Below are 13,076 nucleotides of genomic sequence, written 5' to 3'. Positions count from 1 at the left end.
GCCATGCTGCTGCAACTTGCTTCCATCGGCATCCTGATTGCGCTGATCCCGCTGTGCTATGTGCTGGTCAAAGGGGATCGCAACAAGTACCGCAAGCTCGTGTGGATCACCGCTTTCCTGACGCTGGACCTCATCATGTTCGGCAGCTTCACGCGTCTGACGGATTCGGGCCTGGGCTGCCCAGATTGGCCGGGTTGCTATGGCACGTCCAACCCGTTCCACGCGCGCGATGACATCCACGCAGCGCAGACCGCCATGCCGAGTGGCCCGGTCACGTGGATGAAGGCTTGGATCGAGATGACGCATCGCTACTTCGCGCTTGCGCTGGGCGTGCTGATCATCACGCTGGTGGTGCTGGCGTGGGCCAAGCGCAAGGAGCTGAAGCAGTCTCCGTGGTATGCGACGGCCGTGCTGGCGCTGGTGTGTGTGCAGGGTGCCTTTGGCGCGTGGACGGTCACGCTCAAGCTGCAGCCGGCAATCGTAGTGACGCACTTGCTGCTCGGCATGTCGCTGCTGGCCGCGCTGATCTGGCTCGGCTGCAAGAACGACGTGCCGCGTGTGGTAGATGAGCGTGGCGCGTCGTTGCGCACGGCGGCGGCCATCGGACTCGTGCTGCTCGTTGTGCAGATTGCGCTGGGCGGCTGGGTCAGCACGAACTACGCTGTGCTGGCCTGTACCGATTTCCCGCTGTGCAACGGCCAGTGGGTCCCGCCGATGGACTTTGTGCACGGCTTCACGTTCTGGCGCCAGCTCGGCAAGACCGCCGGCGGCGATTTCATCTCGCACGATGCGCTGGTTGCCATCCATTGGACGCACCGCGTGTTTGCAGTCGTCGTGCTGAGCTACCTGGCGTGGCTGGGCGTGCGCGCACGTCGCATCGACGGCATCGGCCGTGTCGCGACGGTGCTGCTCGTCGTGTTGGCTGTGCAATTGGCGACCGGCCTTTCGAACATCGTGCTGGGCTGGCCGCTGCTGGCTGCCGTGGCGCACAACGGCGGCGCGGCCGTGCTGCTGTTGCTGATGGTGCGTCTGCATTACCTGATCGGGCTCGCACAAGCGCGAGCGCCGATGCCTGTGGCGGCTGCCGTCGTCTGAATGCCGTCTGACTGTTTTTTATGAATACCGTGGCAACCCCAACAACTTCCACTCAACTTCCTGGCTGGCGAACGACCGCATCGCAGTATGCGGCGCTCACCAAGCCGCGCGTCACGCAGCTCGCCGTGTTCTGCGCCGTGATCGGCATGTTCCTGGCCACGCCGGGCATGGTGCCGTGGCCCGTGCTGATCGGTGGCGCGGTCGGCATCTGGCTGTTTGCCGGCGCGGCCTTCGCCATCAACTGCCTGGTCGAGCGCAAGATTGACGCGATGATGCGCCGCACAGCCTGGCGCCCGTCGGCCAGCGGTGAGCTGGGCACGCGGCAGATCCTGGTGTTCTCGTTGGTGCTGGGCGGTGCGGGCATGTGGACGCTGCATGTTTTCGCCAACGACCTGACGATGTGGCTGACTTTCGCCACCTTCATCGGCTACGCGATCATCTACACGCTGCTGCTCAAGCCGGCCACACCGCAGAACATTGTCATCGGCGGCCTGTCGGGTGCAATGCCGCCGGCGCTGGGTTGGGCGGCTGTCGCCAACAGCGTGCCGGCCGAGGCGTGGATCCTGGTGTTGATCATCTTTACCTGGACGCCACCGCACTTCTGGGCGCTCGCGCTGTACCGCCGCGCAGACTACGCCAAGTCCGGCCTGCCGATGCTGCCGATCACGCACGGCGAGAAATACACGCTGCTGCATATCCTGCTGTACACGCTCATCATGATCGCCGCGACCATCCTGCCGTTCGTCTACGGGATGAGCGGCTATATCTACCTGGTGACGGCGCTCGTGCTCGGCTTTGGCTTCCTCTCGTATGCGTGGCGCATGTATCGCAAGTATTCCGACGCACTGGCGCAGAAGACCTTCCGCTACTCGATCATCTATCTGTCGATCCTGTTTGCCGCGCTGCTTGTGGACCATTACTTCAAGTTCGGCCCGGCGCTCACGCAAAGCGCGGCGCTGTGACGCACAGGGGTGCCAGCAAGCATGTGCCGTTGGCGTTACGCTAAGCGGTCTGCTCCCAACACGATGACCATGCCCTCATTCCGACACCTCCGCGCCGTGCTGTTTGCAGCGCTAGCCGTCGCCGCGCTGGCGCTGACGGCGTGCAGCGACAAGCCCGCCTTCAAGAACCTCGACATCACCGGGTCCAAAAGCTTCGGTACCGATTTTTCGTTGACCGACCACACCGGCAAGCGCCGCACGCTCGAAGATTTCCGCGGTAAGGTCGTCGTGATGTTCTTCGGTTACACGCATTGCCCGGATGTCTGTCCGACCACACTGGCTGAACTGCGCGCCGTGATGGACACCCTCGGCAAAGACGCCGACCGCGTACAGGTGCTGTTCGTCACCGTCGACCCCGAGCGCGATACGCAGGACCTGCTGGCTAAGTACGTGCCGGCATTTGATCCGCGCTTCCTCGGCATGCGTCCGGCCAACGAGGCTGAGCTGAAGAAGGTCGCGTCCGACTTCAAGGTGTTCTACAGCAAGGTGCCGGGCAGCTCGCCCGACAACTACACCATGGATCACACCGCTGGCAGCTACATGTTTGATCCGAAGGGCAATCTGCGCCTGTTCATCAAGCACGGCCAGGGCCCCGAGCCCATCGCACGCGACATCAAGCAACTGCTGGCCGACTGATCTCTGCCACCAGCGCCCAAATAAAAAGCCCGCCAAACTGGCGGGCTTTTTATTGCGAGGCGGGCTGCTTATGCGAAGGCCTGCAGTGCTCCCTTCATCTTCTTCATCGCGGCCGATTCGATCTGGCGGATGCGCTCGGCCGACACGCCAAACTCGTCAGCCAACTCGTGCAGCGTCGAGCCGCCCGTTCCGTCATCGTTCACATTCAGCCAGCGGGCTTCGATGATGCGGCGGCTGCGGTCGTCCAGCTTGGCCAGCGCGGCTTCGATGCCTTCGCTTTGCAAGCGATCGTTGCTACGCGCTTCGATCACGCGGGTCGGCTCATTGTGCGTGTCTGCCAGGTAGGCGATCGGGGCGAACGACTCTTCGCCGTCGTCCATCTGGCCTTCCAGCGCGATGTCGCCGCCCGACAGGCGCGTTTCCATCTCGCGCACTTCGGTGCCCTTGACGTTGAGTTCGGCCGCCACAGCGTCGATCTCGTCCGACGTGAAGGTCGCCTGCGCATCCTGCTTGTGGCTGCGCAGGTTGAAGAACAGCTTGCGCTGGGCCTTGGTGGTAGCCACCTTGACCATGCGCCAGTTCTTCAGGATGTACTCGTGCATCTCGGCCTTGATCCAGTGCATTGCGTACGAGACGAGACGCACGCCCTGATCCGGGTCGAAGCGCTTGACGGCCTTCATCAGGCCGATGTTGCCTTCCTGGATCAGGTCGGCATGCGGCAGGCCGTAGCCGAGGTAGCCGCGGGCAATCGACACCACCAGGCGCAGGTGGGAGAGCACCAGACGGCGGGCGGCATCGAGGTTGTCGTTGTCGCGGTATTCGCGGGCCAGACGTTGTTCTTCTTCGGCCGACAGCATCGGCACACGATTGACGCTCTGGATATAGGCGTCAATGTTGCCCAGGTTGCCGGGGAACGCCAGTGCCCATCCATTACCGGCATTGCCGGACGGCTGGGTGGCGATTGCGGAAACGGTATTCACGGGGATGACTGCGTTCACTCAGGACTCCTGTCGAAATCCAGTGGAGGTTTGGAAAGGCATCTTAGCACTCCAACCGGAAGAGTGCTAATAGGACATTTTTGTCCGGTTGATAGTTCCCGCAAATCAAGGGGCTTGCTTTAATAGTGTGATGTTTGCGCCGCAGCAAAAAACCCTGCGCACCCGTCATAGACCACGGCTGGCGAGATCAGTTCTCGACTATGCCGCCGTGTTACGACCGCGTGACTTGGCCCAATAAAGTGCGCGATCGGCCTCGCGCAGGGCGGCGTCGGGGTCGCGCACTTCGGGGCCGGGGCAAGCTACGCCAATGCTGGTTGTGACCTGCAGGATCGTGTCGCCCGGCAGGGTGATCGGCGGGCGGATCGCGCCGACGATCTTCTGCGCGGTGTGCAGCGCATCATCCGGGGCGTCGATGGGGTCGAGCAGGATGATGAATTCGTCACCTGCGAGGCGGGCGACGGTGTCGGTGCGGCGCACGGCGCGTTGCAGGCGGTGCGCGACCTCCACCAGCACGGCATCGCCGGCGGCGTGGCCGTAGGTGTCGTTGATGTGCTTGAAGTGGTCGACGTCCAGATACAGCACGCCCAGCGGCGCGGCCAGGCGCTGACGACGCTCCAGTGCGGCGCGCAGGCGCTCGTAGAGTTCGTAGCGGTTGGGCAGGCCGGTGAGGGCATCAAAGTGCGCCATGCGCGAAAGCTCCATCTCGCTGCGCTTGGCCTCGGTCACGTCCTGCACGAAGGCATAGAAGCCGCTGCGGCCGTCGTGCGTTTCTCCGGCATCGGGGACCAGCTGGCCGCGGAAATGCCGCGTGCGGCCGCGCGGGCTGCTGGCGTGCGGCTTTTCGTACCACGGCGCGGTGATCTCGAATTCGACCGATTCTCCCCGCAGGGCGCGCGCCAGATACGGGGCGAGCAGGGCGTACGTGCCCGGCGTGAACACCCGTTCCGGCTTCTGCCCGCAGACTTCCTCGGGCGTGCGCTGCAGCCAACGCGCATGCGTGACGTTGCAGAAGGTGAAGACGCCGTCGGGGTTGATGTGCGACACCAGCAGCGGCGCGTTGTCGAGCACGAGCTTGAGCGCGCGTTCGCTGCGTGCCAGGGCCAGCTCGGCGCTCGTGCGCGCCGTCAGATCCTGCAGCACCGAAAAATAGCCGCGCAGCGTGCCGCAATCATCGTAGTCAGGAAAGTAATGGCCGCTCAGGTAGCGGGGCACGCCCGTGCGCATGGACGTGATCTCGAACTGCACCGGATAGCCGGCCAGCACTTCGGTCATGTAGGGCAGCAGCGTGCGGTAGTCCTCAGGCGCGTAGATGTCGCGCACATGGCGGTCGAGCATCTCGTCTTCATTGCGGCCGAAGGCTTCGAGCAGCGTGCGGCTGGCAAAGCGGACGATGCCGTCGGGGTCGACATAGCTGAGTTGCGCCGGCACGTTGTCGGCCACCAGGCGCAGTTGTTCGCGGCTGGCGCGCAGGGCGTCGCGGCGGCGCTCGAGGCTTTCGTTGGCGGTGCGCAGAGCGCGTTCGGACGCGGCCAGCCGGTTGGCAAACGGCCGCACCGTCAGGCGGATGGCCAGCACGCTGCCGATCATGAGGCACAGCATGAAGGCCGCGAGCCGCTCGAACTGCAGGCGCATCGGCGCGTACAGCTCGGCGCTGGCGATCTTGCTGATCAGCGCCAGCCCCGTGTGGCCGATGGGCGTGTAGCTGAACGATGTCGGCATGCCGTGGATGTCCTGCCACTGGCCGTAGCCCGCCTTGCCTGCCAGCGCCAGGCGCGACGGCAGCGGCCGGTGGTCGACCGTGAGCGGCGGCAGTTCGAATACATACGCATCAAAGCGCTGCGGAAACGACATTGCGCGGCCGCGCGCATCAAAGCCCGACATCGCCAGCGTTTCCGTCATTCCGGCGCCGCGTTCGTTGGTGTAGCGGCGTGTCATGTGGGCGAGCGGTTGCTCGGCGACCAGCCAGCCGATCTGCACCCCGTCTGCCATGACTGGCGTTTCGGTGCGCATGGCAAAACCGTGGACCCATTGCAGCGTGACGCGCTCGGGTGCGAGGCCGGCGTGCAGCGCAATCGACAGCTCGGGTTCAAGCGTTTGCGTGCCCAGGCTGACGATGGCCTCGCCCGCCAGCGTACGCAGTTGCAGGTACGAATAGCCTTGCTGCCGATACGCCTGCAGCGCGCTCTCGCTGCGCAGACGCGCCGCGTTGTCGGCCGGATGGCGCAGCACTTCCTGGATGTGTGTAGCAGCGGCCACCAGGCGCGGATTCTCCGCGCGCGCGGCCAGCAGTTGGTCGAACTCTTCGGCGTAGCTCGAGAGGGCCCGCGTCCGCGTGGTGCCGAATGTCAGGCTGACACTGTCCACCTGGATGATGAACGCCGTGACGGTGGCCCCCAGGCCCGCCAGCACTACACAGCCGCCGCTGATCCACACGATGGTGTCTTCCGGCGACAAGCGCAGGCGCAACTGGCCCGGGTGCCGGACCACCGCCACGCACAGCACGCCCGTGACCACCAGCAGCGTGCAGAGGGCGGCCACGTCTGAGGCGCGCCACCGCAGCCATGCCGGGTACAGATATTCGAGTGCCATGGCGCGGCCGAGCAGGTCGCCCACGCAGAGCAGTATCGCCAGGCCGACGAGGCTCCACAACCACCGCGCGCGGTGCGGCTTGGGCAGCGTGGGCACAAGGCTCAAGGCCGTTGCCGATGCGGCCATCGCCAGCGCGTGGCTGGGGTGCATGCCGCCAATCCATCCGGTCACCCATTGGCGGTCCAGCCACGCGTGCACGCCTGGAAAGTCCAGCCCGATGGGCCACCCCGTGATCATCTCGGCCAGCCGCAGCGTCGACAGCACCGCCACCATGCCGCCCAGCCCGCGGGCCGCCCGATCCGCCCACCGCGCGTTGGGTCGTACCGTCCCGACGAGCAGCGCCCCCAGGCCTGCGCCCAGCAGCGACAGGTTGATCCCCGTGGCAAACACGATCAGCAGCCGGTCGGTGCCCAGCTTCACCGCCCATGGCCAATGCCGCAGCCAGCCGACCATCACGGTCAGCCCGACAAGGACGAGGAGAATGCCGATGCCGCCGGCAATGGCGACAAGCGGCCGGCGAGGAACCATGCAGGTGACGCGTAAGCGGGGCGGTTTCAGGGCGGATGTCTTCTAACCGGAAGATCGGCGGAAAACCGCGCTGCTTGAGCGTTTCCACCTAAATGGGTGGGCCGAATTGCCATGTCTGCAATGTCGAGTGATCGAAGCGCCGATGAATGCGATGTACGCCGCACATCGCATCGCTCCCCGTGCCGTCACGCAAGTTGGCTACACTGCCCGGACATCGCTAAAACCATTACAGGAGCCGTCATGACGATCGTCGTCAGCAAGGACACCGAAGGCCTTTTCCGCCACAAGATCACCTTTCCTGAAGGCGTGACATACACCGACGTGCCCAAGCCGACGGGCGAGGGCAGCGCGCCCGATCCGCACGCCTACTTTGATGCGGCCCTGGCAAGCTGCAAGGCGCTGACCGTCACGCTGTATGCGCGCCAGCGCAAGTACCCGCTCGATTCGATCGACGTGGCCGTCGAGCACGACGGCAGCCAGGAGCGCCAGGGCCGCTACAAGCTCCGCACGGTGCTGACCTTGCACGGCGATCTGAGCGACGAGCAGCGCGCCGACCTGCTGCGCGTGGCCGGCAAATGCCCTGTTCACAAGCTGATGACCGAGGTCGAGATCAGCGTCGACACCGAACTCGCCGAGCGCGCTTGAGGAGGCTTCCTGCCATGACTTCCATTCAGCACATCATCGGTCCGCACGTGCGCGACCTGGGTGGTTTTTCGGTCAAACGTGTGCTGCCCTCGGCGGCGCGCCAGACGGTCGGGCCGTTCATTTTCTTCGACCACATGGGGCCGGTGGATTTCGCCCCCGGCGAGGGCATCGACGTGCGCCCGCACCCGCACATCGGACTGGCCACCGTCACGTATCTGTTTGACGGCAGCATGGTCCACCGCGACAGCCTCGGCAGCGTGCAGACCATCACGCCCGGCGACGTGAACTGGATGACGGCCGGCAACGGCATCGTCCACTCCGAGCGCTCGTCGCCCGACGGGCGTGAAAAGGGTGCGCGTGTGCATGGCATCCAGACCTGGGTGGCGCTGCCGAAGGATCAGGAAAAGGTGGACGCCAGCTTCGCCCATCACGCTGCCGAAACGCTGCCCAAGCTCGAGTGCCCCGGCGTGCAGGGTGTGGTCATCGCGGGTGATGCGTTCGGGCTGGTGTCGCCGGTGAAGGTGAGTTCGCGCACGCTGTATGTGGCGCTGGAACTGGCGGCCGGCGCGTCGCTGGTGATTCCGCCCGAGCATGCAGACCGCGGCCTGTATCTCGTCGACGGCGCTGTCACGATCGATGGCGAGGCGCTCGACCCCCACCACCTGGCCGTGCTGGAGCCGGGCGGCGACGTGACGCTCACCGCGCAGGTGTCGTCACGCGTGATGCTGCTGGGCGGTGACCCGACCGACGGCCACCGCCACATCTACTGGAACTTCGTCGCCAGCGACAAGGCCGACATTGAAGACGCCAAGCAGCGCTGGGAGCGCGATGCCTTCGCCCACGTGCCAGGCGAAACGGAGCGCATTCCGCTGCCGTCCAAGTAAGACCGAGCGATCGATCAGGCAGCCTGCGCCGGTCGTGCACACCGCACGATCGCGCGAACTTGCTTGGCAATCGGCTCCGGCACCGGCTGCCCGCCGTCGAGCACGGCTTCAATCCACCGCGCCGTCGCAGCCGCGTCCGTCCCCACGGGCAATTCAGGCGGTGCGTCGCTTGAGCCTTCCACCGCGTCGATCACCGTTTCATGCGCGCCGTCGTGTAGCCACTCCACCGCGCTGCCGCGCCGCGCGTCCGCTACGGTCTCGCCTTCGGTGCCGCGTGCCAGCAGCACGTTGGCCGGATGGCGCAGAAAGTAATCGGTGAGCGTGTCGCGGTATTCCGGGTGCGTGTAGCTGACCAGCCGCAGCGCCTCATGCGGTGCGTGCCCGCCAATGGGCTGCAGCATCTTCACCACCGTGTGCGCGGAATTGCGCAGGCCGACGATCTCGCGCTTGTCCAGCAGCGACGCCAGCTCGGGGGAGAGCACGTCGATGGGCACGTAGGCCAGGCGATCGGTTTCCAGGCGCTCGCGGGCGTCGTCCATGTGTTCGCAGACCGGCCAGCGGAGGGCTTCGAACAGGGCGGCGGTGGTGATGCGGCCGTCGAAGCGGCGGATGCCATGCACCAGCACCGGCACACCTTCGCGCGCCAGCAGCTTGACCAGCAGCGGCACCAGGTTCGGCTGGCGGCGGGCACCGTTGTAGCTGGGGATGACGACAGGCAGCGCGTGGTCTGGCGTGTCCGGTGCCGGCAGCGGCCGGCAATGCGCGTGCGCGGCTTCGAGCATGCCGTCGAGTTCTTCCGGGGTCTCGCCTTTGATGCGGTAGGCCATGAGGATGGCGCCGAGCTGCACGTCGGTGATGCGGCCTTCCAGCATGGCGCTGAAGAGCGCACGGGCGTCGTGCTTGACCAGGGCGCGTGCGCCGTCTGCGCCACGGCCGATTTCCTTGATGAAGCGGGCTGCGGGGAAGGGGCCGGTCGCGAAGGCGTCTTCAGCGGCGTTGTCGGGGAGGATGGGGGGAGCGGGCATTGTTCATGGCGGGGTGATTGGCGTGGGGTTGATCATAGCGCTGTGGGTTGGCGCTGACGCCATGTCATGGTGTTTTTTGCCCGGGTGGTGCATCCCCTGTTTCTGCCCCGGCAGGGGATGAAACAGGGGATAGACCACCAAGCTCAAACAACAAGTCCATCCCAACAGCGAATCAGGCAGCCTCCGCCACCGGATGCCTCTGCTTCCGATACAAAAAGTCCAACACCGCCGTCCGACAAGCGTGATACGCCGGATCATCCGCCAACGCCATCCGATCCCGCGGGCGCGGCAAGTTCACGGTCAACACCTCGCCGATGGTCGCGGCCGGCCCATTCGTCATCATCACGATGCGGTCTGCCAGCAGCACGGCTTCATCCACGTCGTGCGTCACCATCACCACGGTGCTGCCGGTGGCGGCAACGATCTTCAGCAGCTCATCCTGCAGATGCGCCCGCGTCAGCGCATCCAGCGCGCCAAAGGGCTCATCCATCAGCAGTACCTTCGGCTCCATGGAAAGCGCCCGCGCAATCCCCACCCGCTGCTTCATCCCGCCAGAGATCTCGTGCGGATGCTTCTGCTCGGCATGAGACAAGCCGACCAGTGCCAGCGCCGCATGCGTGCGCTCACGCAATTGCACCTTCGTCTCGGTCTTGCCGAATACCCGCTCGACGGCGAGATACACGTTGTCAAAGCACGTGAGCCACGGCAGCAGTGAGTGGTTCTGAAACACCACCGCGCGATCCGGCCCCGGCCCGGCGATCTCGCGTTCGGCCAGGATCAGCCCACCCGCGGTCGGCCGCGTGAGCCCGGCAATGAGGTTCAGCAACGTCGATTTACCGCACCCCGAGTGCCCGATGAGCGCGATGCACTCACCGCGCGCAACGGTCAGGTCGATGTCGCGCAGGGCGACGAACGGGCCGCTCTTGGTCTTGAACGTTTGGCCGACGCTTTCGATGCGCAGGAATTTGTCTGTCATGGCGATCCCCCCAATTTCCCTTAAACCGCGTCGTACGAGAACCGCCGCGCAATCGCCAGCAGCGCGTGCTCCAGCAGCAAGCCCACCACCCCAATCACAAAGATGGCGATGACGATGTGCTCGACCTTCAGGTTGTTCCATTCGTCCCACAGCCAGAAGCCGATGCCGACGCCGCCGGTGAGCATCTCCGCTGCCACGATCACCAGCCACGCCGTGCCGATGGACAGCCGCACGCCGGTCAGCATGTACGGCAGCACCGCCGGAAACAGCACGCGCGTGAACACCTTCCATTCCGACAGGTTCAGCACGCGAGCAACATTGAGATAGTCCTGCGGCACGCGCGTGACACCCACGGCGGTGTTGATGACCATCGGCCAGATCGAGCAGATGAAGATCGCCCAGATGGCCGCCGGGTTGGCCGACTTGAACAGCAACAGCCCGATCGGCAGCCACGCCAGCGGCGACACCGGCCGCAGCAGGCTGATGATGGGCGAGGCCATCGCATTGAGAAACGCAAAGCGCCCGATGAGGAAACCCGCCGGAATGCCGATGACCGCCGCCATGCCGAAGCCCGCACCCACGCGGGCCAGCGACGCCAGCACGTTCCAGCCCACGCCCTGGTCATTGGGGCCATTGCGATAGAACGGATCGGCAAACAGCGCGAGCGCCGCTTTCCACGTCACTGCCGGTGTCGGCAGCGCGGGGATGGCCGTGGCGATGCCTTGCCACGCCAGCACAAACAGCACAAAGCCCAGCACGGGCGGAAAGCCGCGCACCACCGCGGCGACAAGCCAGTCGCGCACAACAAGGCTGCGACGTTCAGGGGCGGCGTCGGACTGCACGCCGGACAACGTTTTGACGAGCGTGTTCATGTCGGGCTCCATCGACGTGAGGGACCGCAATCAGAGATTCAGGAGGGCCGAGGCGTCAGGCTTTCAGCTTGAAGCCGTCGGCATACGCGGCAGGATTCTTCGCATCCCACACCACCCCGTCGATCAACTTGGCCGTGCGCATATCGCTCTTGGGAAGCGGCGTGCCCGTGGCTGTTGCAGCTTGCTTGAAGATGTCGATGCGGTTGATCTGCTTGGCGACGGCCAGGTAATCCGGATGCGTCTTCAAGAGGCCCCAGCGCTTGTGCTGCGTGAGGAACCACATGCCGTCCGACAGGTACGGGAAGTTGACCGCGCCGTCGTGATAGAAGCGCATCGGGTCCGGGTCGTCCCACGTCTTGCCCAGGCCATTGGTGTAGCGGCCCAGCATGCGGTCGAGGATGATGTCCATGTCGGTGTTGACGTAGGACTTGGCGGCGATGGTCTCGGCCGTCTTGCGGCGGTTCGACGCCGACGCATCGATGAACTTGGACGCTTCCAGTACCGCCGCGGTGAGTGCGCGTGCCGTGTTCGGATACTTCTGCACGAACTCTGCCGTGGTGCCCAGCACCTTCTCCGGGTGGTCTTTCCAGATGGCTTGTGTGGTCTCGGCGGTAAAGCCGATGTTGTCTGCAATCGCGCGGGCACCCCACGGCTCGCCCACGCAGTAGCCATCCATGTTGCCCACGCGCATGTTCGCGACCATCTGCGGCGGCGGCACGGTAATCGCCTTCGCATCCTGCAGCGGGTGGATGCCGTGCGCGGCCAGCCAGTAGTACAGCCACATCGCGTGCGTACCAGTCGGGAAGGTCTGCGCGAAGACGTATTCGCGCTTCTCTTTCGCCATGACCGCCTTCAACGACGCGCCATCCTTGACGCCTGCTTCCTTCAGCTTGGACGACAGCGTGATCGCCTGGCCGTTGTTGTTGAGTGTCATCAGCACGGCCATGTCTTTCTTCGGGCCGCCAATGCCGAGCTGCACGCCGTAGATCAACCCGTAGAGCACGTGCGCCGCATCCAGGTCGCCCGACACCAGCTTGTCGCGCACGCCGGCCCACGAGGCTTCTTTCGACGGCGTGATCTTGATGCCGTACTTCTTGTCGATGCCCAGCGTGGACGCCATGACCACCGAGGCGCAGTCCGTGAGCGGGATGAAGCCGACCTTCAGCTCCGTCTTCTCGGGCGCATCGGAGCCGGCGGCCCAGGCACCGGCACGCACCAGCGGATCAATCAATGCCACGGCACTGCCTCCTGCAATCGTCGCCGCGGCTTTCATGATGCTGCGGCGCTTGGGGTTGATCGGATTGACGAGGGCGTCGGTCTTGTCTGGCGCGGCCATCCATGGCTCCAAAGAAAAGGCGTCCCGACGCGCGCCATCGCCGCCCATCGCCGGGGATGGGTCGCAGAGTCGTGCGTCGGGACGCCGTTGTCCCATGCCGATACCCACGTTGGCACCGGCTTCGCAGCGACACTTGCAAGGGGTATGCCAACGTCGTGCGATGGGTTGTGGATTCCGCGTTCGGAGCCCGGCGTGTGAGGCTTTTAGCTCGGTGGTTGAGGCTCGGAGCCCGGCGCGTGAGGCTTTTAGCTTGGCGGTTGAGGCTCGGAGCCTGGCGCGTGAGGCTTTTAGCTCGGCGGTTGAGGCTCGGAGCCTGGCGCGTGAGGCTTTTAGCTTGGCGGTTGAGGCTCGGAGCCTGGCGTGTGAGGCTTTTAGCTCGGTGGTTGAGGCTCGGAGCCTGGCGTGTGAGGCTTTTAGCTTGGCGGTTGAGGTTCGGAGCCTGGCGCGTGAGGCTTTTAGCTTGGCGGTTGAGGCTCAGAGCCTGGCGAACG

11 protein-coding genes are annotated in these 13,076 nt (G+C 65.1%); 5 read left to right on the top strand and 6 right to left on the bottom strand.

The genetic code is table 11. The features are described 5' to 3' along the window. The first annotated feature begins 3 nt into the window (after positions 1 to 3). The 3 genes from R2N16_RS02225 (at position 4) to R2N16_RS02215 (ending at position 2,732) form a co-directional block, all read left to right on the top strand. Complete coding sequence (locus R2N16_RS02225; RefSeq protein WP_316663937.1) at positions 4 to 1,095, top strand: COX15/CtaA family protein; 1,092 nt, start codon at positions 4 to 6, stop codon at positions 1,093 to 1,095. A 20-nt stretch (positions 1,096 to 1,115) separates the two neighbouring features. Next, the gene (gene cyoE, locus R2N16_RS02220) at positions 1,116 to 2,057 is read left to right on the top strand and encodes a heme o synthase (RefSeq protein ID WP_004633461.1); all 942 of its coding nucleotides are present in this window, start codon (positions 1,116 to 1,118) and stop codon (positions 2,055 to 2,057) included. 69 nt (positions 2,058 to 2,126) lie between these two features. Continuing rightward, positions 2,127 to 2,732, top strand: a complete 606-nt coding sequence (locus tag R2N16_RS02215; protein ID WP_316663936.1) for an SCO family protein — start codon at positions 2,127 to 2,129, stop codon at positions 2,730 to 2,732. A 68-nt stretch (positions 2,733 to 2,800) separates the two neighbouring features. Here R2N16_RS02215 and rpoH read toward each other — a convergent pair whose 3' ends face one another. Next, the gene (gene rpoH, locus R2N16_RS02210) at positions 2,801 to 3,694 is read right to left on the bottom strand and encodes an RNA polymerase sigma factor RpoH (protein WP_428984084.1); all 894 of its coding nucleotides are present in this window, start codon (positions 3,692 to 3,694) and stop codon (positions 2,801 to 2,803) included. A gap of 234 nt (positions 3,695 to 3,928) precedes the next feature. After that, positions 3,929 to 6,847, bottom strand: coding sequence for a diguanylate cyclase domain-containing protein (locus R2N16_RS02205; protein ID WP_316663933.1), 2,919 nt, complete (start codon positions 6,845 to 6,847; stop codon positions 3,929 to 3,931). 240 nt (positions 6,848 to 7,087) lie between these two features. Between R2N16_RS02205 and R2N16_RS02200 the strand changes: the two genes are divergently transcribed. Beyond that, positions 7,088 to 7,492 (top strand): OsmC family protein, encoded by a 405-nt coding sequence (locus R2N16_RS02200; RefSeq protein ID WP_316663931.1) that lies wholly within the window; start codon positions 7,088 to 7,090, stop codon positions 7,490 to 7,492. A 14-nt stretch (positions 7,493 to 7,506) separates the two neighbouring features. Next, complete coding sequence (locus R2N16_RS02195; RefSeq protein ID WP_316663930.1) at positions 7,507 to 8,376, top strand: pirin family protein; 870 nt, start codon at positions 7,507 to 7,509, stop codon at positions 8,374 to 8,376. A 14-nt stretch (positions 8,377 to 8,390) separates the two neighbouring features. Here the strand turns inward: R2N16_RS02195 and ybiB are convergent, their stop codons facing one another. The 4 genes from ybiB to R2N16_RS02175 all read right to left on the bottom strand — a co-directional run bounded on the left by ybiB (position 8,391) and on the right by R2N16_RS02175 (position 12,585). After that, a complete protein-coding gene (ybiB, locus tag R2N16_RS02190) occupies positions 8,391 to 9,401 on the bottom strand; it encodes a DNA-binding protein YbiB (protein ID WP_316663928.1) in 1,011 nt (336 codons plus the stop codon). Positions 9,402 to 9,573: 172 nt separating this feature from the next. Beyond that, a complete protein-coding gene (locus R2N16_RS02185) occupies positions 9,574 to 10,377 on the bottom strand; it encodes an ABC transporter ATP-binding protein (protein ID WP_316663927.1) in 804 nt (267 codons plus the stop codon). 20 nt (positions 10,378 to 10,397) lie between these two features. Beyond that, complete coding sequence (ntrB, locus tag R2N16_RS02180) at positions 10,398 to 11,249, bottom strand: nitrate ABC transporter permease (protein WP_428984077.1); 852 nt, start codon at positions 11,247 to 11,249, stop codon at positions 10,398 to 10,400. Between the two features lie 55 nt (positions 11,250 to 11,304). Continuing rightward, positions 11,305 to 12,585, bottom strand: coding sequence for a CmpA/NrtA family ABC transporter substrate-binding protein (locus R2N16_RS02175; RefSeq protein ID WP_316663925.1), 1,281 nt, complete (start codon positions 12,583 to 12,585; stop codon positions 11,305 to 11,307). Positions 12,586 to 13,076: the final 491 nt, after the last annotated feature.

The sequence above is a fragment of the Ralstonia psammae genome, assembly GCF_958405935.1.
GTDB lineage: Bacteria > Pseudomonadota > Gammaproteobacteria > Burkholderiales > Burkholderiaceae > Ralstonia > Ralstonia psammae.
The sequence above is the reverse complement of the archived record's forward strand: the minus strand, read 5'-3'. Positions and strand labels throughout refer to the sequence as shown.